At 68.5% G+C, this 21,379-nt stretch carries 20 protein-coding genes; 14 read left to right on the top strand and 6 right to left on the bottom strand.

Annotation, left to right across the window (positions count from 1 at the left end; genetic code table 11):
• The first annotated feature begins 35 nt into the window (after nt 1-35).
• From Pmi06nite_RS06070 to Pmi06nite_RS06035, 8 genes are all read left to right on the top strand, one after another.
• The gene (locus tag Pmi06nite_RS06070) at nt 36-770 is read left to right on the top strand and encodes a TIGR03936 family radical SAM-associated protein (RefSeq protein ID WP_239113694.1); all 735 of its coding nucleotides are present in this window, start codon (nt 36-38) and stop codon (nt 768-770) included.
• A gap of 104 nt (nt 771-874) precedes the next feature.
• Nucleotides 875-3,730, top strand: coding sequence for an Rne/Rng family ribonuclease (locus Pmi06nite_RS06065; RefSeq protein WP_203951803.1), 2,856 nt, complete (start codon nt 875-877; stop codon nt 3,728-3,730).
• A gap of 197 nt (nt 3,731-3,927) precedes the next feature.
• Nucleotides 3,928-4,242 (top strand): 50S ribosomal protein L21, encoded by a 315-nt coding sequence (gene rplU / locus Pmi06nite_RS06060; RefSeq protein WP_203951802.1) that lies wholly within the window; start codon nt 3,928-3,930, stop codon nt 4,240-4,242.
• 6 nt (nt 4,243-4,248) lie between these two features.
• A complete protein-coding gene (gene rpmA / locus Pmi06nite_RS06055) occupies nt 4,249-4,506 on the top strand; it encodes a 50S ribosomal protein L27 (RefSeq protein ID WP_203951801.1) in 258 nt (85 codons plus the stop codon).
• An 80-nt stretch (nt 4,507-4,586) separates the two neighbouring features.
• The gene (gene obgE / locus Pmi06nite_RS06050; RefSeq protein ID WP_203951800.1) at nt 4,587-5,939 is read left to right on the top strand and encodes a GTPase ObgE; all 1,353 of its coding nucleotides are present in this window, start codon (nt 4,587-4,589) and stop codon (nt 5,937-5,939) included.
• 22 nt (nt 5,940-5,961) lie between these two features.
• Complete coding sequence (proB, locus tag Pmi06nite_RS06045; protein ID WP_239113693.1) at nt 5,962-7,083, top strand: glutamate 5-kinase; 1,122 nt, start codon at nt 5,962-5,964, stop codon at nt 7,081-7,083.
• Between the two features lie 14 nt (nt 7,084-7,097).
• A complete protein-coding gene (locus tag Pmi06nite_RS06040; protein ID WP_203951799.1) occupies nt 7,098-8,354 on the top strand; it encodes a glutamate-5-semialdehyde dehydrogenase in 1,257 nt (418 codons plus the stop codon).
• Between the two features lie 89 nt (nt 8,355-8,443).
• Complete coding sequence (locus tag Pmi06nite_RS06035; RefSeq protein WP_203951798.1) at nt 8,444-10,162, top strand: serine/threonine-protein kinase; 1,719 nt, start codon at nt 8,444-8,446, stop codon at nt 10,160-10,162.
• A 31-nt stretch (nt 10,163-10,193) separates the two neighbouring features.
• Here Pmi06nite_RS06035 and Pmi06nite_RS06030 read toward each other — a convergent pair whose 3' ends face one another.
• Nucleotides 10,194-11,204 carry a M48 family metallopeptidase gene (locus tag Pmi06nite_RS06030; protein ID WP_203951797.1) on the bottom strand — a complete coding sequence of 337 codons (1,011 nt, stop codon included), beginning with the start codon at nt 11,202-11,204 and terminating at the stop codon, nt 10,194-10,196.
• Nucleotides 11,205-11,320: 116 nt separating this feature from the next.
• On the opposite strand from Pmi06nite_RS06030, the gene nadD reads away from it, so the two are divergent.
• On the top strand, nt 11,321-11,932 hold the full coding sequence (gene nadD, locus Pmi06nite_RS06025; RefSeq protein WP_203951796.1) for a nicotinate-nucleotide adenylyltransferase: 612 nt from the start codon (nt 11,321-11,323) through the stop codon (nt 11,930-11,932).
• Between the two features lie 140 nt (nt 11,933-12,072).
• On the opposite strand, the gene Pmi06nite_RS06020 is transcribed toward nadD, so the two are convergent.
• The 4 genes from Pmi06nite_RS06020 to Pmi06nite_RS06005 form a co-directional block, all read right to left on the bottom strand.
• The gene (locus Pmi06nite_RS06020; RefSeq protein WP_203951795.1) at nt 12,073-13,404 is read right to left on the bottom strand and encodes a ferredoxin reductase family protein; all 1,332 of its coding nucleotides are present in this window, start codon (nt 13,402-13,404) and stop codon (nt 12,073-12,075) included.
• A gap of 68 nt (nt 13,405-13,472) precedes the next feature.
• Nucleotides 13,473-14,090 (bottom strand): DUF305 domain-containing protein, encoded by a 618-nt coding sequence (locus tag Pmi06nite_RS06015; RefSeq protein WP_203951794.1) that lies wholly within the window; start codon nt 14,088-14,090, stop codon nt 13,473-13,475.
• A gap of 574 nt (nt 14,091-14,664) precedes the next feature.
• Complete coding sequence (locus Pmi06nite_RS06010) at nt 14,665-15,783, bottom strand: DUF1996 domain-containing protein (RefSeq protein WP_203951793.1); 1,119 nt, start codon at nt 15,781-15,783, stop codon at nt 14,665-14,667.
• 565 nt (nt 15,784-16,348) lie between these two features.
• Entirely contained in the window at nt 16,349-16,723 is a 375-nt protein-coding gene (locus Pmi06nite_RS06005) for a hypothetical protein (protein WP_203951792.1), read from the bottom strand.
• Nucleotides 16,724-17,086: 363 nt separating this feature from the next.
• On the opposite strand from Pmi06nite_RS06005, the gene Pmi06nite_RS06000 reads away from it, so the two are divergent.
• From Pmi06nite_RS06000 to Pmi06nite_RS05985, 4 genes are all read left to right on the top strand, one after another.
• Nucleotides 17,087-17,428 (top strand): YciI family protein, encoded by a 342-nt coding sequence (locus tag Pmi06nite_RS06000; protein ID WP_203951791.1) that lies wholly within the window; start codon nt 17,087-17,089, stop codon nt 17,426-17,428.
• A gap of 279 nt (nt 17,429-17,707) precedes the next feature.
• Complete coding sequence (locus Pmi06nite_RS05995; RefSeq protein ID WP_203951790.1) at nt 17,708-18,064, top strand: DUF4190 domain-containing protein; 357 nt, start codon at nt 17,708-17,710, stop codon at nt 18,062-18,064.
• A gap of 301 nt (nt 18,065-18,365) precedes the next feature.
• Nucleotides 18,366-18,905, top strand: a complete 540-nt coding sequence (locus Pmi06nite_RS05990; protein ID WP_203951789.1) for an RNA polymerase sigma factor — start codon at nt 18,366-18,368, stop codon at nt 18,903-18,905.
• The gene (locus tag Pmi06nite_RS05985; RefSeq protein ID WP_203951788.1) at nt 18,902-19,810 is read left to right on the top strand and encodes a hypothetical protein; all 909 of its coding nucleotides are present in this window, start codon (nt 18,902-18,904) and stop codon (nt 19,808-19,810) included. The genes Pmi06nite_RS05990 and Pmi06nite_RS05985 overlap by 4 nt, the downstream gene beginning before the upstream one ends.
• 121 nt (nt 19,811-19,931) lie before the next feature.
• On the opposite strand, the gene Pmi06nite_RS05980 is transcribed toward Pmi06nite_RS05985, so the two are convergent.
• The gene (locus Pmi06nite_RS05980) at nt 19,932-20,633 is read right to left on the bottom strand and encodes a DUF2625 family protein (RefSeq protein ID WP_239113692.1); all 702 of its coding nucleotides are present in this window, start codon (nt 20,631-20,633) and stop codon (nt 19,932-19,934) included.
• Between the two features lie 257 nt (nt 20,634-20,890).
• Here Pmi06nite_RS05980 and Pmi06nite_RS05975 point away from each other — a divergent pair, with 257 nt between their 5' ends.
• Nucleotides 20,891-21,358 carry a hypothetical protein gene (locus Pmi06nite_RS05975; RefSeq protein WP_239113691.1) on the top strand — a complete coding sequence of 156 codons (468 nt, stop codon included), beginning with the start codon at nt 20,891-20,893 and terminating at the stop codon, nt 21,356-21,358.
• Nucleotides 21,359-21,379 lie beyond the last annotated feature (21 nt).

Below are 21,379 nucleotides of genomic sequence, written 5' to 3'. Positions count from 1 at the left end.
TGAAACCCGTTCCCGATGGGCCGACACCCCCGCCCGTGGTGCAGCGCCTCCGAGTGCGCTACGCCAAGCGGGGGCGACTGCGCTTCACCAGTCACCGTGACATCTCCCGCGCCGTCGAAAGGGCGGTACGGCGAGCCGGCATCCCGGTGGCGTTCAGCGCGGGGTTCAGCCCTCATCCGAAGATCTCCTACGCGGGTGCCGCCCCCACCGGGGTGGCGAGCGAGGCCGAGTATCTCGAGATCGGAGTGAGCCGGCCATGCGATCCCGACCGGATCCGGGCCGACCTCGATGTCTCGCTGCCGCCGGGACTGGACGTGCTCGAGGTGATCGAGGCGCGTGCCGGGAGCCTGGCCGACAGGCTGGAGGCTTCGGTGTGGCAACTGCGGCTGCCGGGGGCCGATGTGGCCGCGGCGGAGCAGGCGGTGAAGGAGTTCGAGACGGCCGACCGCGTTGAGGTCGAACGCCTGACGAAGAAGGGAATGCGGCGATTCGACGCCCGCCAGGCGGTGCGGTCGATGGCCGTGGTGGACGACAGGGAGAGAACGGCAGGTCAGGAGCCGGGCCCGCCGTGTGTCATACTTCGTATGGTTGTTCGGCATGAAACACCTGCCGTTCGACCCGATGACGTACTCATGGGTCTGCGTCTCGTGGCAGGCTTCGCGCCGCCGTCACCTCCCGAGGTGACCAGGCTGGCGCAGGGGCCGCTCGACGCAACGACCGGTGAGCCCGCCGATCCGTTCGATGTCGAACGGGCAGACGGGGACCTATAAGACTTGCCGCCGCGGCCCCAAACAGGAGGCAGCGGCGGACGTGAGGACAAAGAGCCTCCGCGCGGCGCGGAAACGTGCCCGGAGGCCGACGGGAGAGCGCCCGCATGCTCGAGAACGACCCTGCCGACGGGGCTGTGCGCCTCGACGGTGAAACGACCAACGAAGGCCGGGAGCAGGACTCCGGGACCGGAACGACGCAGGTGACCAGCGGTGTCGTGGTGACCTCACCACGCCGTCGTGCGGCCAGCCGACCGGCCGGGCCGCCACCTGAGCCCGACGAGACCGAGGCCAGGCCGACGATCACCACGACGACCGCCGCAGCCTCGGCGGCCCAGCCGCCTGCGGACACACCCGTGGAGCAGGCCCCTGCCGAGGTGGCGGAAAAGCCCAAGCGGGCCACCCGCCGCCGTGCCTCGGCCAAGGCCGCTCCGGTGGAATCCGACGAGCCCGCCACGACCGGCGTGGCAGCCGATGTCGCCGCGCCCGCGGCCGGTGACGTGGTGGCCGAGGCCAAGCCGGCACGCCGGACCCGCACCAGGAAGGCGGCCGAGGAACCGGCCGCCGCGTCCGCTCCCGCCGCAGAGGAGGCGCCCCCGAGCAGGCGGCGCCGTACCCGCAAGAAGGACGAGAGCGTTCCCGAGCGGTCCAGCGCGATGAGCGCGGCCGAGGCCGAGGTGGCCGCCGCCCTCCGATTCGGCCGGACCGACGAGCGCCCGCAGGCCGATGACCTGCTCGACGTCGAGCCGCTCGACGACGAGCAGGCGCCCGCCGACGCGGACGTCGACCTCGCCGAGGACGCGGACGAGGACGCCCGCGAGACGATCCACGAGCCGGCCGCCCAGACCAGGGTCGTCGCCGACCCGTTCGGGACGTTCGAGCGCGAGTCCGCGCTGCCGTCGGTGACGTTCCAGCCTCCCGCGGCGATCTTCCAGCCGCTCTTCCAGGCCCCCGACCCGTTCGCGGCCGTGCCGGCCCGGCCCCAGCCCGCCGTACCGGCCGCGTGGCCGGAGGAGCAGGACGAGGCGGAGGAGACGGACGAGGCGCAGGACGTCGGCGACGACGAGGACGGCGCCGACGGTGACACCGACGGCGACGGCTCGACCCGCAGGCGCCGCCGCCGCCGCGGCGGCCGCGGCCGGGGAGCCCGGTCCAGGGACGCGGAGGAGGGCGAGGAGCCCGAGGCCGAAGAGGCGCAGGCCTCCGCCGCCGAAGAGGACGACGAGCAGTCCGCGGAGGACGCCGACGGCGACCAGGGCGGCTCGCGCCGCCGTCGCCGCCGTCGCCGCCGCGGGGGAGACGAGGCCGAGGCCACGGTCGACGATCCGCCGAACACGGTGGTCCGCATCCGTGCACCCCGCGCCACGCGGAGCACCTCGGTCGACGAGGTCCAGAGCGTGCGCGGGTCGACCAGGCTCGAGGCCAAGAAGCAGCGTCGCCGTGAAGGCCGTGAGCTGGGACGCCGACGCCCGCCGATCATCACCGAGTCGGAGTTCCTGGCCCGGCGCGAGTCGGTCGAGCGCGTCATGGTCGTCCGGCGCCGTCATGGCCGCACCCAGATCGCGGTGCTCGAGGACGGCGTGCTGGTCGAGCACTACGTCGACCGGGAGTCGAGCCAGTCGTACGTCGGGAACGTGTACCTGGGCAAGGTGCAGAACGTGCTGCCCTCGATGGAGGCGGCGTTCGTCGACATCGGCAAGGGCCGCAACGCCGTGCTGTACGCCGGTGAGGTCAACTTCGACACCGCCGGTCTCGAGGGGCAGCCCAAGCGGATCGAGGCGGCGCTGAAGTCCGGCCAGTCCGTGCTCGTCCAGGTCACCAAGGACCCGATGGGGCACAAGGGCGCGCGCCTGACCTCCCAGGTCAGCCTTCCGGGCCGCTACCTGGTCTACGTGCCCGACGGCTCGATGACCGGGATCTCCAGGAAGCTCCCCGACAAGGAGCGGACGAGGCTCAAGCAGATCCTCCGCAGGGTCATGCCCGAGAACGCGGGTGTGATCGTCCGCACCGCCGCCGAGGGCGCCTCCGAGGAGGAGCTCAGCCGCGACGTCGCGAGGCTCTCCGCGCAGTGGGAGAACATCCAGCGCAAGGCCAAGTCGGCCAGCCCGCCCGAGTTGCTCTCCGGTGAGCCGGACCTGACGGTCCGGGTCGTCCGCGACGTGTTCAACGAGGACTTCTCCTCGCTGGTCGTCGAGGGCGACGAGGTGTGGCAGACCGTGGACGAGTACGTCCGCTACGTCGCGCCCCATCTCGCCGAGAGGCTCACGAAGTGGGACGGCGACGGCGACGTCTTCGGTGCCTACCGGGTGGACGAGCAGATCGCCAAGGGCCTCGACCGCAAGGTGTGGCTGCCCTCGGGCGGCTCCCTGGTGATCGACAGGACCGAGGCGATGACCGTCGTCGACGTCAACACCGGGAAGTTCACCGGTCAGGGCGGCAACCTGGAGGAGACGGTCACCCGCAACAACCTGGAGGCGGCGGAGGAGATCGTCCGCCAGCTCCGGCTGCGGGACATCGGTGGCATCATCGTCATCGACTTCATCGACATGGTGCTGGAAGGCAACCGTGACCTGGTGCTCCGGCGGCTGCTGGAGTGCCTGGCCCGGGACCGGACCAAGCACCAGGTGGCGGAGGTCACCTCGCTGGGCCTGGTCCAGATGACCCGCAAGCGGGTCGGTCAGGGCCTGCTGGAGGCCTTCTCCACGCCCTGTGAGTGCTGCAACGGCCGAGGCCTGATCCTTTCCACCGATCCGGTGGAGGCCAAGCCGGAGCCGCGGGGCACCCAGGGCAAGATGGCCATCGAGAAGTCGGTGGCCGAAAAGCTCGGGGCGAGCGAGGGTGCGGTCGTCGCGGCGTCCGTCAACGGACGGGACGGCGTCACCGACGCCATGTCCGACGACGACGACACTCCACCCGCCCACTCGCGGGGACGTCGCCGTTCCCGCAGGAAGCAGGCCGAATAAGCCGCTTGACGGCAAGTTCGCCTCCCCGGTGTTCCGCCCGGTTCGACCTGGGTGCCGCTAATCCGGTACCCTGGTCATCCGGTGCGCCCGCTGGCGCGCCTGGCTCTGCGCGCCCGCCCGGATCGCCGGTCGTGTCATCGACAGCAGCTGGATGCGGGGCGCGCATCTACGCATTTAGCCAGAAGAAGGGTTCCGCGGTGTACGCGATCGTTCGTTGCGGCGGCAGGCAGCAGAAGGTCTCCGTCGGGGACGTCCTCGAGGTGGACAAGGTCACCGGCGAGGTGGGTTCCTCGGTGGCGCTGCCGGCGCTCCTCGTCGTCAACGACGGCGATGTCACCACCGACGCCGCCACGCTTGGCAAGTTCCAGGTGACCGCCGAGATTCTCGGTGAGACCAAGGGCCCCAAGATCCGCATTCTCAAGTACAAGAACAAGACCGGTTACAAGAAGCGCCAGGGTCACCGCCAGCGGTACACCCAGGTGAAGGTAACCGGCATCAACCCCGGGAAGTAGTGAATCATGGCACACAAGAAGGGCGCCTCGTCCACCCGGAACGGCCGTGACTCGAACGCTCAGCGGCTCGGCGTCAAGCGCTTCGGTGGCCAGCTCGTGAACGCAGGCGAGATCATTCTCCGTCAGCGTGGCACGCACTTCCACCCGGGTGACAACGTCGGCCGTGGTGGCGACGACACGCTGTTCGCGCTGGCCGCAGGCCACGTGCAGTTCGGCACCAAGCGCGGTCGTCGCGCAGTCAGCATCATCCCGATCGCGGAGTAGATCCGCCCGGGACAAACGTTGCAGATGAGGCGGACCGAGCACTCGGTCCGCCTCATCGTTTTTATAGGGGGAAGCGGCAGATGGCCGATTTCGTGGACTACGTCGTCCTGCATACCAAGGCGGGTGACGGCGGAAACGGCTGCGCCTCCGTCCATCGCGAGAAGTTCAAGCCGCTCGGCGGCCCGGACGGCGGAAACGGCGGCCGGGGCGGCGATGTGATCCTCGAGGTGGACGCGAACACCTCGACGCTGCTCGAGTACCACCACCGGCCCCACCGGCACGCGGGGAACGGCAAGCAGGGCATGGGCTCCAACCGTGACGGCGCCAACGGCGAGGACATCGTCCTCACGGTCCCCAACGGAACCGTGGTGAAGGACGCGCGGACGGGCGAGGTCCTGGTCGACCTCGTCGGCGCGGGCACCCGTTATGTCGCCGCTCAGGGCGGCTTCGGCGGCCTCGGCAACGCCGCACTGGCCAACGCCAAGCGCAAGGCCCCCGGGTTCGCGCTCCTCGGTGAGCCCGGCGACGAGGCCGAGATCGCACTGGAGCTGAAGACCATCGCCGACGTGGCCCTGGTCGGCTTCCCCAACGCCGGCAAGTCGTCGCTCGTCGCGGCGCTCTCGGCGGCCCGGCCGAAGATCGCGGACTATCCGTTCACCACGCTGATCCCCAACCTCGGCGTGGTCACGGCGGGGGAGACGGTTTTCACGGTCGCCGACGTGCCGGGACTCATCCCCGGCGCCTCCGAGGGCAAGGGGCTCGGGCACGAGTTCCTGCGCCACGTGGAGCGCTGCTCGACGATCGTGCACGTCCTCGACTGCGCCACGATCGAGCCCGGGCGTGACCCGCTGACCGACGTCGACGTGATCGAGGCGGAACTGGCCGCATACGGCGAACTGCAGGACCGCCCCCGGCTGGTCGTGCTGAACAAGGTCGACGTCCCCGACGGCCGGGATCTCGCGGACATCGTCCGGCCCCTTCTGGAGGAGCGGGGCCTGCGGGTCTTCGAGATCTCCGCCGCCACCCACGAGGGTCTCCGGCAGTTGACGTACGCCATGGGTGAGATGGTGGCCCAGGCGCGGGCGCAGGCCCCGGTCGAGGAGCCCACCCGACTGGTCATCCGGCCGAAGCAACTCGGCGAGACCGGGTTCGCCGTCCGGCGGGTCGACGAGAACACCTTCCAGGTGACCGGGGAGAAGCCGGAGCGCTGGATCCGCCAGACCGATTTCACCAACGACGAGGCCGTCGGCTACCTGGCCGACCGCCTGGAGCGTCTCGGTGTCGAGGAGGCGCTGATCAACGCGGGGGCCCAGGTGGGCGCGGAGGTCGTGATCGGCCCGATGCAGGGCGGCTACCTCTTCGACTGGCAGCCTTCCGAGGGCACCAGGACCCGCGTGGGCGGGCCCCGGGGCACCGACAACAGACTGGTGTAGGTCCAACGGGCAGGGGAGCGGCGTGGCAGGCAGGGAGCGGATCCGGGAGGCTTCGCGGCTGGTCGTCAAGGTGGGCTCGTCTTCCCTGACGACCCCGCAGGGCATGATCGACGTGGACCGCGTCGACGCGCTCGTCGACGTGCTCGGTGCGCGGAGGCAGGCCGGCACGCAACTCGTGCTGGTCTCCTCCGGGGCCATCGCCGCCGGCCTCGGACCGCTCGGCCTCCGGGCCCGGCCCAAGGACCTCGCCACCCAGCAGGCCGCGGCCTCGGTGGGGCAGGGCGTGCTGATCGCCCGCTACACCTCCTCCTTCGCCCGGTACGGCCTGCGCGTCGGGCAGGTGCTGCTGACCGCCGACGACATGATGCGGCGGTCGCACCACCGCAACGCCCAGCGGACGCTGACGAGGCTCCTGGAGCTCGGCATCGTCCCGGTGGTCAACGAGAACGACACCGTGGCCACCGACGAGATCCGCTTCGGCGACAACGACCGGCTCGCCGCCCTGGTGACCCATCTCATCCACGCGGACGCGATGGTGCTGCTCTCGGACGTGGACGCCCTCTACGACGGCGACCCGCGCCGGGAGGGCGCCACGCGGATCGCCGACGTCCGCGGGCCCGAAGACCTCGAAGGCGTCGAGCTCGGCACGTCGGGCCGGGTCGGGACCGGCGGCATGATCACGAAGGTGCAGGCCGCCAAGATCGCCACGGGTGCGGGAGTGCCCGTGGTGCTCACCGCGGCGGCCCACGCGGCGCAAGCCCTGACCGGGGCCGACGTCGGCACCTACTTCCACCCGGGGGGCCGCCATCCGGGCACCCGCCTGCTGTGGCTGGCCCATGCCGCCACAGGCCGGGGACGGCTGCACCTGGACGCCGGAGCGGTCGACGCCGTGGTGGGCCGGCGCATGTCGCTGCTCCCCGCCGGTGTGATCAAGGTCGAGGGCGACTTCGCCGCAGGCGACCCCGTCGACCTGTACGGCCCGCTGGGCAGCCCGGTGGCCCGCGGCCTGGTCAACTACGACGCCTCCGAGATCCCCGAACTGCTGGGCCGCTCCACGCGCGAGTTGGCGAGCGCACTCGGGCCGGAGTACGAGCGAGAGCTGATCCATCGGGACGACATCGTCATATTGGAGCCGGAGGGGTAATGGAGCGCGAGGCCATGGCTGAGGCAGAGGAGTTCCTGGCGGTCGCCCAGGCGGCCAAGGACGCCACGACGGTGCTCGCGCCGCTGCCGCGAGCCCCCAAGGACGCGGCGCTGCGGGCGATCGCCGACGCGCTGGTCGCGGCGACGGACGAGATCGTCACGGCCAACGCCGCCGACGTCGAGCAGGCCCGGCGGAACGGCACGTCCGAGGCGATGATCGACCGGCTCAGGCTCGACGCGGGGCGGGTGGAGAAGATCGCGGCAGCCGTACGGCAGGTGGCCGACCTGCCGGACCCGATCGGCGAGGTCGTGCGGGGGAGCACGCTCCCGAACGGCCTCGAACTGCGCCAGGTCCGGGTTCCGCTGGGCGTCATCGGGATCATCTACGAGGGCCGGCCGAACGTGACCGTCGACGCGGCCGTGTTGTGCCTGAAGAGCGGCAACGCCGTTCTGCTCCGGGGCTCCTCGAGCGCCCACTCCTCCAACCGCGTCCTCGTGCGGATCATGCAGGAGGCGCTGGACCGGACAGAGGTGCCGGCGGGAGCCGTGCAGCTCGTGCCTGGCGTGACCCGCGAGTCGGTCAAGCACCTGCTGCGGGCCCGCGGGCTGGTCGACGTGCTGATTCCGCGCGGCGGCGCGTCGCTGATCAAGAGCGTCGTGGAGGAGTCGTCCGTTCCGGTGATCGAGACCGGCGTCGGCAACTGTCACGTCTACGTGGACGCCGACGCCGACGTCGAGATGGCTCTCAAGATCCTCATCAACGCCAAGGCGCAGCGTCCGTCGGTGTGCAACGCGGCCGAGACGTTCCTGGTGCACGCCGACATCGCTCCGGAGTTCGTCCCGAGGGCGCTCGCGGCGCTCAAGGACGTGGGCGTGACCGTCCACGGAGACGAGCGCATCCGTTCCTTCAGCGCCGACGTCGAGCCCGCCACCGAGGACGACTTCACCGTGGAGTACGTCTCGCTGGACATCGCGGCGGCGGTCGTCGACTCGCTGGACGAGGCGGTGGCGCACATCAGGCGGTACGGCTCCGCGCACACCGACGCCATCGTCACGCGCTCCCAGGCGGCCGCGCGGCGGTTCGTGGCCACCGTGGACTCGGCGGCCGTGGCGGTGAACGCCTCGACGCGGTTCACCGACGGCGGCGAGTTCGGGTTCGGCGCGGAGATCGGGATCTCCACCCAGAAGCTCCATGCGCGGGGTCCGATGGGCCTGCCCGAGCTCACGTCCACCAAGTGGATCTACATCGGCGACGGGCACGTGCGCCTGTAGCGCCGGCGGGGAAGAGGCCCGCCTCCGGGGCCGGGAAGCGGCGCGCCTCCCAGGAAATGTCGGAGGCGCCCGCTATGGTAAGCGCTCCTATGTCTGGACGTCTCGGGCGGGTCGGCCCGTACACGCTCCTGGAGCGCTTGGGTCGAGGCGGAATGGGCGAGGTCTACCTCGCCGCCAACCGCCGGGGCGAGCATGTCGCGGTCAAGATGCTCCGCGAGCCGATCGAGGCCGACTCCGACGCGCGGTTACGGCTCGACCGGGAGATCCGGGCGTTGCGGAGGGTCGAAAGCCCCTACGTCGCCGAGGTGATCGACGCCGATCTCTCCGGTGACCGGCCCTACCTCGTGATGGAGTACATCGAGGGCGAGACCCTGCTCGAAGCCGTCCAGCGGGGCGGCGCCATGGGGGAATCCGACCTGATCCCCCTGGCCCAGGGGCTGGCCACCGCTCTGGCGATCATCCATGCCGGAGGTGTGGTGCATCGCGATGTGAAGCCCGCCAACGTGCTGGTGCGCGAGGACGAGCCGATCCTGATCGACTTCGGGATCGCCCAGATGCTCGACGCCACCCGGCTGACCCTGACGGGCACCTTCCTCGGCACCCCCGGATACGCCGCGCCGGAGTTGTTCGCCGACGAGGCGGTGGGCGAACCCGCAGACGTGCACGCCTGGGCCGCCACTGTGGCGTTCGCGGCCACCGGCCGCCACACGTTCGGGCGGGGGACCGTGCAGTCCCAGATGTACGCCGTTCTCAACGGCAAGGCCGACCTCGCCGGCGTTCCCGCCTCCCTGCTGCCGCTCGTCCGGGCGGCCCTCCATCGCGACCCGGCCAAGCGGCCCACCGCGGCCCTGCTGTCCGACCGGCTGGCCCGGCTCGCCCGCGTGTCCGGCGACACCGCCCGTGGTACGGCGACGCAGCGCCGTACGGGGCCGGACAAGGCCGGAACTGACGCTGACGTTCCGGAGGGGGAGGACCAGGAGGCGGAGGACGGCACGGGGGGAGGCCGGCGGGGTCGCGCGAAGAACGGCGGCACCACGAAGGCCAAGGCGGCGAAGACCAGGGGGGCGAACGGCGGCTCCCCGGGTGGCTCGGCGGGCGGCTCCCCGAGTGGCTCCGCCGGCGGCTCGCCGGGCGCGGGTTCGGCGAATGGAGGTTCGGGGAGCGGCGGTTCCAAGAACGGCAGGCGGGCCGGCGCGGGAAGCGGCGCCGCGGCGGCCCGGCGGCCGAGGGCGGGCGGCAGGGCCGAATCGGCTCTGGCGGTCGAGGCGCCCGCCGCCGGAACCGGTTCAGGCATCCCCACGGGCGGCACGGTCCTGCTCGCGCTGGGGCTGCTCGGTGTGCCGTGCGTGGTGGTGTCGGTGGTCGAACCTCTGGCCACGTTCGCGATCAGCGGAGCCTTCGTGGTCGTGACCAGAGCGGCCTGGGTGACTCACTGGATCGTGCGGAACCGCAGGTCACACCGCACGCGGGGGCTCCTGGGGGTCCTCAGCTATCCGGTGACGCTGGTGGGCTCGCTGGTGTCCGGAGTCGTGTGGCCGGGGGCGCCCGCGGCCGCGGCGGCCTTCCTCGCGCTCTGGCTGACCGCCGGAACCCATCTGGAGGTCCAGTGGTGGACCCAGGTGGCTCCCGTCACCGTCGCCGGCGTCGTCTTCGGCGTCGTCGTCGGCGGGATCATCGGCCGGGAGATCGAGCAGATGGGCACGAGGATGCCCGAGCTCAAGAGGGAGCCGCTGCGGGCGCTGGCCGTGTTCGGCGGGTTCGTCGCGCTGTGTGCGGGAGCCGTACAGGCGGTGTCCCTGTTCTTCTAGGGGCGCCTGCGCCGATCCGCGGCACCCCCTGTCAGTTCTCCCTGCGCGCGAACCTGTTGAAGATGCGCTCGCCCGCGTGGACCGCACCTTCGGCCACGTCGCGGAGGACGCCGATGAAGGGGTCCTGCGACTGCGCCCAGGACTCGCGGTAGGAGTTGGCCGCGGCCTTGATCTCCTCAGTGATCTTCGTGTTCGCGTCGTCTTCCCGATGGGGGTAGGTGCCGCCGAGGATGGCGTCGTAGCTGCCCGAACGCCGCCAGCGGTCCAGCTCCGCGACCCGGGTGACCGCGAACGGGTGCGTGGTGCCGAGGAGGTTGAGGACCTTGAGCAGGCCGTCCCGGACGTCGCCGGCGGTGTCGTACTCCCTGGCCTGGTCGAGGAAGGCCTCGATGTTCATCTCGTGCAGGCGCGATCCGCCGGCCAGCTTCATGAGGGCCCGCAGCGCCGCCTCGGGGTCCTGCCCGGCGAGCAGTCCGCCGCGGTCTGCCGACATCTCGGCCTTGCGCTGCCACTCCTCGAGGGCCGCCACGATCACACGCAGGCCGATGTAGCCGAGCGGGATCCAGGCCACCCGGGTGGCGAGGCGGGTGAGGACGGCGAGCATCGTGCCGTAGACGGCGTGCCCGGAAAGGATGTGCGAGGTCTCATGGCCGATGACGAACCGCAACTCCTCCTCGTCCATGAGATCGAGCAGGCCGGTGGACACGATGATGAACGGCTCGTCGAAGCCGACCGCCATGGCATACGCCTTCGGGTCCTGCTGCACGTAGATCTCCGGGATCCGGTGCAGATCAAGGATGTAGGCGCTGTCGCGGCCCATGTCGTAGAGCGCGCGGAACTGGGTCTCGTCCGTGCGAACCGCGGACGCCAGGAACATCAGTCGCAGGCGGCGCTCGCTGAACAGCCCCGACATGCGCTTCAGCACCGAGTCGAACCCGCTGAGCGAACGCATCGCCACCAACGCTGAGCGGTCGGCGGGGTGTTCGTATGCTCGGGAGCTGATGCCGGGCAGCTGCACGCGATTGCGATCCGGAGTGGTCATGTCCGCATGCTATGCCTCGTCGGCTGGGCGCGCGCGGGGCGGCGGATCCCCGGGCGGTGGCGCTGAGAGAGGGGTGGTGTCCGATTACTCCCGGTATGCAGGTTAGGGTCCGTCCCATGAGAAATGGGGCTCCGACGCGGCGTCTCGGCATCATGGGCGGCACCTTCGACCCGATCCACCACGGGCACCTGGTGGCCGCCAGCGAGGTCGCCCACCACTTCGATCTGGACGAGGTGGTGTTCGTCCCGACCGGACAGCCGTGGCAGAAGGCCGAGAAGACGGTGTCCGCGCCTGAGGACCGCTATCTGATGACGGTGATAGCGACGGCCTCCAACCCGCGTTTTTCGGTCAGCAGAGTCGACATCGACCGCCCCGGCCCCACCTACACCATCGACACGCTGCGTGACGTCGGGGCGGCGTACGGGCCGGACGTGGAGCTGTACTTCATCACGGGAGCCGACGCTCTCGCCCAGATTTTGAGCTGGCGGGACGTCGAGGAGCTGTTCACGATCGCCCACTTCGTCGGCTGCACCAGGCCCGGCCACACCCTCCAGGACCCCGGCCTGCCCGACGGCAAGGTCAGCCTGATCGAGATCCCCGCCCTGTCGATCAGCTCCTCGGAGTGCCGTGAGCGCGTGGCGGACGGCCAGCCGATCTGGTATCTCGTCCCCGACGGCATCGTGCAGTACATCAACAAGCGCGGCCTCTACCAGGACGGCAACCACTGACCAGCGCAGGTGTGCGTCCGCTGGTAACGCTCCAGCACTCCGGTCCCTCCACCCCGCATGATGGACTCGGTGGTGTCCTCAGGGAGCGTCGACATGTGGCTTGATCCGGACGGATGATCAATAGGCGCCCGCAGGGTCGATCAGAAGTCGAACTGCTCCAAATGAATGCGGCGATCAGGCACACCGGCGCGACGTAGGGCCTGCCGGGCCGCGGTCGTCATCCCGGCGGGACCGCACAGGTACACGTCGTGCATGGCCAGGCTGGGAATGAGGGCCCTCAGTGACCGTCCGGTCAGCGGTACGGCACGGCCGCGCCGTGATCCGGGTGTCTCGTCGACGGTGTAAAGGACCTTGGCGCCCCGCGCTGCCGCGATGGCGTCCAGCTCGTTGCGCAGGATCAGGTCCTCGTCCCGGCGAGCCAGGTAGACCAGCGTCACCTGGCCCGGCAAGGTCTCGAAAAGCGCGCGCAGCGGGCTGATGCCCACGCCACCGCCCACCAGCAGCACCTGGGGACGCCGTCGGCGAGCCGCGGTCAGCGCGCCGTACGGACCCTCGGCCCACACCCGGACACCAGGCCGCAGACCGGCGAGCGCGCGGCTGTGGTGACCGACCGCCTTTACGGTGATCCGCAGGAAGCGGGGGTTGGGCGGAGCGGATAACGAGTAGGGATTGGCGGTCCACCACAAGCCCCGAGTCAGGAATCGCCAGCGGAAGAACTGCCCGGGCTCGGCGCCCAGCTCGCGGAGGTGCTCGCCGATCAGATAGACCGACACCACGCCGGGCGACTCCCTGCGGATCTCGGCCACCGTGAGACGGTGACGCAGACCCCGGCGCACGGGCGTGAGGAAGCGATACCAGATCAGCAGGATGGTGGCAGACGCGTAAAGAGCCAGCCACAGGGCTGTGGCCAGTGGGTCGCCGAGGAAGTCCGGCCCGAGCAACTGGTGCCCGTACGCCAGAAAGATTCCGGCGTAGGTGACGAAATGCAGGTAATGCCAGAGCTCGTAGGGCAGCCGGCGCCGCACCTTCCGGACCGAGACGATCCCGACGCCGACGAGGAGCGCCAGACCGACCGTCGCCTCCGGCAACTCGGGCCCGTCCACGATCAGTCCCACGGAGCCGCCCAGCAGGCCCGCTCCGGAGCCGGCGACGCGGGCAGCGGTCGCGAAAACCATGTGCGCGAGCGAGAGCACGATCGTGTGCCGGGCGATCACCGCGTGCCAGCGGGCCAGGCGGTCAGAGCCGATCCCCCGGTCCAGCAGCGGCGTCCGCGACACCAGCGTCACGAGAATCGCGCAGGCATATCCGGCGAGCAGGCCAGTGAGCCGGCCTGCCCAGGCGAGCCAGCCGTCCAGCCCGTTCACCGAGCCCATCCCCGACCAGCATCCGGAGGTCGCGGCGACGGCGCCCCCGGCGATCAGGATGAGCACGACCAGCGGATGCACGTGCGGCACCGCTGCCCGTTCAGGCATCCTGCGCCGCCTGGGCGCGGTGGGAACGGCTTCGCCGTCGTGAACGGGTCGCACGGCCGCGGCGTTCCTCACTGCCCGACGCCTTCAAGCCCGGTGAGCTCACCCGCGTGAGCCTCGGCCATCGTCGCGGCGAACGCCTTGGTGTCCGCGTCGGCCCCCTGGTCCTGCTCTCCCTGCGCCACCAGCACGGACTGCCTGAGGAAGTCGCGCACGTGCTGGGCGAAGAGCCGGTCGAACGCCGCGCCGTCGGCCGCGTTGATCGCTTCGAGATCGGCCGCCGTCACCATGCCCGGCATGTTGTGTCCCTCGTGCACGTTCACGTACGGCATGCCTGACCGGTCGAGCAGGCTGTGCAGGCGCCCCAGCTCGGCGCGATGCGCGGCGCCGAGGGTCTTGGACAACGACACGATCTCCGGGTTGGAGGTCTTGTCCAGGGTCAGATCGAAGAGCCGCACGGCCTGCTCGGTCATCGGGATCATCAGTTGCAACCACGCGACGTCGGTCGCGTTGAAGGAGTCCGAGGAGGTGACCGCTGGTGCCGGCGCGCCGCCCGGAATCGGCTGCACGGCCTGCCCCTGCGCTGCCAGATGGCTCGAATGGGCGGCCGGCCCGGCGGCGACGCACCGCGTGACGAGCAACACCGTGACCGCTGCGAGGATCGGCGCACCGATCGTGCCCGCTCGCATGTCAGCTCCTCTCGCCAGGGCCGCTCGGATCTCGGAAGAAGCGAGGCCCAGATGCGGTGGCCGAGCCGGTCACGGACACCAGGCCGGTGCCCAGCAATGCGGCGAGCGCGCCGACGGCCATGACACGGCCGGCTCGACGTGCTTTGCCACCGGATGCGACGGCGCGCGGGACAGTCTCACTCATGAGGGATGAGGTCCTTGGTGGGAGAGGGGGGCGGCCGGCCCGGTACCCGTGCACGGGCGGAGTGAGGCATGGTCAGCGCGCCCGTCCCATCGGTGGCGGGATCGATCGACGACGGGCGGGTACGGCGAGCGAACGCATGAGATCTCCTCACAGGCAGGCGACACCGGATCTGCTCGGTCTCAGACCGTGAGGCCATGACGAGAACGCTCTCCGTACAGAGAGTCCTTTCTCTATGGAGACGCTGTGGAGACTCGCCGAATCACAGAAAAATCGAGCCGAATGCGATTGGAAACGACGGCGCATGCCGTTAATGAACATGGTTACGTCCACTGTGCCGGTGGCCCCGAGAAACGCGGGACCACCGGCACGGTTGTGCGAAGTGGGGATCGGTCAGCTGTTCCAGCCGGGGGTGATGCCGCACTTGGCGTCCGCGTTGATGCAGATCTTCACCAGCGCGCCGAGCTTCTCCGGCTTCCATGCGTTCATGAAGTCCCCGTGCATCGAGGACGCCATGCCCGACGACAGCTTCAGGCCGTTACCGCCGAGGGAGTTGTAGCCGACCATGAGCGAGATGTTGGGGACCGCTACCGGATACTTGCCGGAGCACTTGCCGTTGGTGGCCGGCCCCATGTGCGACTTGTGGTCGGGCGAGTCGATGTGCTTGCCGTCCCAGCAGTCCTCGAACGTCACCTGACGAATCAGATTGCCGCCCTTCGCGCAGACCGGCCAGTTGCCGTCGGCGCTGCGTCCGATCTCCGCGCTGCCGGCGCACCAGAACTGGCCGGAGGCGCCCTTCGGCGTCGCCACCTGTCGCTTGGCGTCGCCGTACACCATGACCAGACCCGGGGGGAACGGCACGACCTTCGACGGGTCCTTGAGCCGGGAGCCGTAGTACACGCGGAAGTTCTTCATTGGGACCGTCTTGCCGTCACGCAGCAGTTGCGGAACCCAGTAGGCGCTGTGGTCCCCGGGCGCGTTGCAGGTCGTGGAGCTCGCGAGCAGCTTGGCCGGCGTGGTGGTGGCATTCACTTTCGGACCGAAGAAAGTGTGCATGTGGGAGGCGCCAGGCAGACCGGGCAGCACGATCGGGTCGTCCGCCGCGCGGCCGGACACCGAGCAGTCGGTGTGGAACTCGGGGACTCGCACGATTCCCGCGGGGACCTTCTTGGGTGCGACCTTGTGGTAGACGTCCAGGGCCTGCTTCCATGCGGCCTGGTTCACCGGCACCCAGCCGCCGCGAACGGCGCTGGCCGCCGCGCTGCGCGACGGTGTCGGCGAGGACGGTGCCGACGGCTTGGGCGGCTTGGCCGACGTTGACGGCTTGGCCGACGTGGACGGCTTGGCCGGCGTGGACGGCGTGGACATTGCGGCCACCGCGGCCGAGACCGGATCCGTCTCGGTTGCTGACTCGAGACCGGTGGACTGGGACGAACCGGAGGCGCCGGAGGGCGCCGCCTGGCTGTTGCAACCGGTGGTCAGGGCCACGGAGAGCAGCAGGACGGCAGCCACAGGTGGAAGTTTACTTACGCTGTTTTGCCAATTCATCGAGGGGCGCACCTTTCTCTCGGGGAGGAACAATACAGCCCTGTGACCCTCTCTTTGGAAGGGAATGGTTAGGTCTACTTCGACCCACCCGCATTGCGTCCGACCTGCCGCGTCAGTCCGATGTACTTTTCCTTAAATTCTCAAAAAACTGTTATCCGTCGATGATCCAGAGCGTCTGCACGATTGTCGGTTCCTTTGACTCGCAGGACAGTCCAACGTACGCATTGGACGGGCGCACCTTTTCGTTCGAGCGCGTGCTGGCCGCGCCCGGGACGTCGTCTGGCGGCATTGGGTCGACTCGGACCTGCCGGCGTCCTGGTGGCCCGTCGCCGATGACGGTCACCGACTGCGCTCTCGAGCCGCAGGCGGGCGGGCGCGGTTCTCGAGCTCCTCGACGAGCACCGATTCGACAACGGCGTCGTACACCTCCGCTACCGCATCCCAACATGACCGCGCCCCAGACCCCTTTCTCAGAAGTGCCGGTGGATGACGGTTCGGGCGGGGTGTTGGCCGTAGACCTACCTTGCGCCTACAGATCCGCCGGCGAAGGGATGGCCACCAGATCCAGGGCGATCTCGGTGAGTGCCTGACTGGAGAGATGCCGAATGTCAGCCCATCCGGGATCGACGGTGAGCCCCTCCGGGGTCCACCTGTCAGCGTTGGCCTGACCGCTCAGCTCCAACAAGCGATCGTCGATGCGCTGCAACAGGTCGTGCAGCACCGGGGACAAAAGTCCCGGCGATCGCTCGTCGACCTCCAACGGCACCCACCTGTTCGCCCAGTCGAAGTCGAGCGCCAATTCGTCCACGCCCCACCGGTGCGGGTCAGCCCACGCGACCTGTTCGTCGGCGGAGGTGGCCGGCATCACCAGCGTCTCCGCGAGTCGCAACACCGAGGTCGGCACGTCAGGCATAGCGTCCAGAGCCTCCCGCTGAAGGTCAGACCTCATCGCGCCGGGCCTCGCGCCGCAAGCTTGGCGAGCTTCCTTGGTGTCCAGGAGGGTCAAGCCGTGGATGGCCCGGTCGCACATGACCGTCGAAAACCGCGGAGAGCAGCGAAAGACGCTGAAAGTCGAAACCGCGGCCTGACCAGCATCGTTCCGTATCGGTCCTGGTCACGTTGCCAGTGTTCGCGCTACATCAACAAGCGTGGTCTCTACCAGGACGGCAACCACTGACCAGCGCGGTGCTGTGGATGAATTGAAGATCGGACGCAATGTTCGAGGAACACCTCGACGATGTTCACCGGCGCGCGGCAGGATCGAGGGATGACGCACTTTCTCATCTCCTTCCCCAGCGCCGCCATGGTGATCGCGGACGAGGATTTTCCTGACGTGGTACGCGACTCCCACGCGGTCATCCAGGAGGCTAAGGATGCCGGCGTGTACGTCTTCGGCGGCGGGATAGACGAAGACGTCGCCCCCGTCCTCGTGGCCGGTGACGGCACGGTGACGGACGGCACCTATCCGCAGACCACGCAGTTGAACGGCGGGTACACCATCCTGGACCTGCCCTCCCGCGAGGCGGCGCTGGAGTGGGCGAAGAAGATCGCGGCCTCCTGCCGTTGCTCGCAGGAGGTCCGGGCGTTCCAGTACGACCCGCTCACCTGACGGCGTACGGCCACCCCCGCGCCGTCCGCATGCCCCGCCTTCTCACACGCGGGCGGTGCGGGGCGTGGTCAGTCGGCGTCGATGCGGTCGGGGAGGTCCTTCAGGGCGTCGCGTGACAGCCCCCGGATTAACGGGAGTTCCTCCCTCGTTAAAGCACCCTCACGGCGAGTTTTCGAAACGCGCTCTCCTGAGACAAGGCCTGCTGCCAGTTCCTGCGATATTTTCGTGGAATTCCGTGCAAACCATTTCTTGTGTCGTGCAAGACTATCGTGGCTCTAGTTGCAAAAGTTCGCCTTTCGGTTGGAGCCGATAGAGGCAAATCAAATGAATGACATGCCCGTCTGGATTCCCCCTCACGAGAGGCAGTATCCGTTCGTACCGGTACGCCACTACCCCCAAGACGGAGTCAACTCCATGGCCCTGTCGTCGATCATCTTGGCGTTATCCGGGCTCCTCGCTACGGGGCTGGCCAGTCTTCCTGCAATTGTGTGCGGGCACATTGCACGCCGCAAGATCAAGAAAACAGGGGAGCGCGGCTCTGGGTTGGCGATGGCAGGGCTGATCGTCGGATATCTCGGACTCATGGGGTGGGCGCTGTTCTTGGCAACGTTCTCCCTGCTCATGTACAACATGTGAGCCTGAAAGCGATCGAGGGCCGCGACCATCCGCTGCTCACGACAGTGACCGGCCAGACCCGTTCTGTCTTGTGTCTGGTCCCCACGAGATGCGGCCCGCCCGCCGGCGGGATGCGACTCTTCGGCCGACCCCGCCGGCCTTGGATGAGCCGACCGCGGGTGAGAGAGCAGAGTGCGGGATCTGTGGACCGCGGTCGCCACATCATCATTGTTTTTGCGCCGGCCGGTGATATCCCTGCGCTCCGCGACATCTATCAGGTGGATGCCCAAATCACATTGGAACGCTGAAGAGAGGACGGAGTGTGCGTGATGAGGCCGGCTTCACCAGCATGTTCCAAAAGCACTACGAGTCGGTTCTGCGGTACGCGTGGCGCCGAGTCGGTCCTGCGGATGCCGCGGACGTAGCCGCTGAGACGTTCAAGGTCGCATGGGAGAAGTACGACAGGGTCCCACAGGACCAGCCGCTGCCCTGGCTGTATACGACCGCCAGGAATCTCACGTTGAACTTGATCAGACGAGATAACCGGCGAGACGCGCTCGCGGATCTACTGGTCGAGGACTTGACGCGCCATGGCACCGAAGAAGACCACGCTGCCACCATCGCCGCTCGTCAAGCTGCATTCGCCGCGCTGAGCACCTTGAGTGACGGCGACCGGGAATTGATTCTGCTGATGTCCTGGGAAGGGCTCGACCTCCGTCAGGCCGCCGAGGTCGTGGGCTGTTCCAGGTCGACGGCCGCGATGCGCTTGCACCGCATACGCGGACGACTCCGGCACCTGCTTGGGGAGGAGTCGCAGCCCATCACCGACCGGCAGCCGTCCTTCGGGAGGAGCGTCATATGACCAACGATCTCAAGCAGCTCACGAGCTTGCTCCAGGCACACGATCCAGCCAGTCATGTATGCGCGGACCCGATAGCGCTGTCCGCCACCCTGGACGACATCATCGGCAACCCCACTCGGACCCCTCAGACGGCCAAGCGGCACTGGTCCCGGAGGCAGTTGCTCACCCTCATTCCCGTCACCGCCGTATTGGCAGGGGCGGCGGTCGTGCTGCCGATCGTCATGCGGCCCAGTGACGTCGGCCCGATCACGCTCGGACCGGCCAAAGCATTGGCTTTCGCCAAGAACGGCGACTACATCGACATCCGGATCGCGGACCCTGACGCCGACCCCCGGCGCTACCGCGAGGATTTCGCTTCGCACGGCCTGAACGTCGACCTACAGATGGAGCCCTCATCGCCAAGCCTCGTCGGCACGATGATCTCCATATCCTCTCCCGGAAAGGAAACCAACTACCGCACCGATGGATTCGAGATAAAGGATGAGCACGGCAGCGAATGGGTCAAAAGGATCGAGGGGACCGACTGCGGCAACATGTGGTGCATGGCCGGAGTGAGCATTCCCGTCAACCTGCGCAGCCCTGTCGAGATCATCTTCGGTCGAGCAGCCCGCCCCGGCGAACGGTACGAAATCGCGGGCGATCCGACCGCTCACGGCGAGATTCTGGAGGGAGTGGATCTAGAGAATCAGACGGTTGCCGAGGTCAAGCGCATACTGCAGCAGCGGAACGGCACAATTGAGTCGTACCTGGAGGCTCCTCCGGAGCCCTTCCCTTCGGCCGGCTGGGATTACACCGAGCATGTTCTCCAACCGATAAGCGTCCTCGACTCCTGGTACGTGCACGAGGCGTTCGGCGGCCACAACAAGAAATCGGTAAGACTCGTCGTCGCATCCTGGCCACGCTGAGCGCTCACTGTCCATCTCCCACAGGCATTCTCCGGGCGGTCGGCAGTTGAACCGGATCCCCAGACGGATGGACGATCACGGGGGGAAAGGTGGTAGTCATCTGGTTCAGCCTCAACTCGCCTTACGCGAACCCGGGGCTGGGAAGGCCGAACTGGCGGCAAAATTCCTCGTGCAGTCCCAGCAGTTCCCACATGGGGACGGGCCGCTTGTGGGTGGCGGCGACATCTGCCTGAGCCTCGGCCGACCAAAGGGGTGGCATCACGGAGATTCCCTGATCAGCACGGAGTGCATTCGCATCCTCCTGCCAGCCGGACCAGCGCAGACTCTCGTAGAACTTCTCCAGTCCGCCAGACAGCAGCCATGAGAGCCAATCTCCGTGCCCGATCTCCATGCCTTCCCACTGCATGGAGTCGGGAGCGAAGTAGATCATTTGTCCGGGCTCCCCTGGCTGAGGTCCCGTCGGTGCGGGGACACCTTTGATCGCGAACGCTCCACCCAGGACGTCATAGGCCACGATCAACGCCGAAGGTGCCCACGTGGGGTCGACGACAGAGGGAAACTTGTTCGCATCCGCAAGGCTCGGCATGCCGTCGACGCCGGAGGAGCCGCCCAAGACGCGGACCCAGCCGTGATCAATCAGCATGCCGCCGGAGTGCAGCGCCATGGCGCCCAGGAATGATCGCGTGGTCACCTGCAACTGGTGGAGGGTCGCACGGCCCCGTTCCTCAACGGCGGGCAGCATCCGCGTCACGACGACACTTCGCGAGACCTCGGCCAAGATCAAGGGCCACGCCGAGTCGTCCGTATTGATCAGTTCATCCACATCTCGCACCGGGACATGGTGGCATGGGAGGCCTGGCCTGGGGCCATTGGCTCGCGGCGGCGTGGTGGCGGCCGAGGTTAGATCAAAAAGGTGGCTCTTCACTGATCTAGCACGGCCGTGCAGGCAGGCAACCAGCGTGCGTGGAAGGTCACCGGGAACAGGGAGCACGTGAGGCCAGGTCTGCCCCTTAGTTGCCGGCTCGCCGTCCCCTCGGATGGGTCGAGAGCAGACGAGATCAGGACAGAGGGGAACGCGCAGTGGATGTCAGAATCGGCGGCATGACGCTGTGTGATTACTTCTCCGCCGTCGACGACCAGGCTGCTGTCGCCGTGGTCCAGACGCCCGGAGGGCCGGGCCAGGCCGCGTTCGACGTGGTCTTCCTCAAGAACATCGACCCGGTCGTCGCCATGGCCCAACTCGAAGCGATCATGACGGGTTGCAGCTATGAGGAGGCCGGCCAACGCCCGCGGTCCGGGCAGCTGCTGTCCTCGCCCGAGGATGGCCCGCCTTTCGTGGTCAGCCTGTCGGACACCTTGATCGATGCCCTTGTCGCGGCGACGCAAGACGACCTTGCGCGTGTTGCCGAGCTGTGGTCCATGACCGAGGAACTGCAACAGTCCCAGGTCTACGCAGAGACGGCGGCTGGTGTCCTGGAAGAACTGGTCGGTCTGGCCCGGCGTGCTCGGGCATCTCACCTGCGCTTGTATTGCTGGTGGTCGCTGTGAATCAGTGATGCCCGGCGCCGC

Origin of the sequence: Planotetraspora mira (genome assembly GCF_016863275.1) — a bacterium.
GTDB lineage: Bacteria > Actinomycetota > Actinomycetes > Streptosporangiales > Streptosporangiaceae > Planotetraspora > Planotetraspora mira.
The sequence above is the reverse complement of the archived record's forward strand: the minus strand, read 5'-3'. Positions and strand labels throughout refer to the sequence as shown.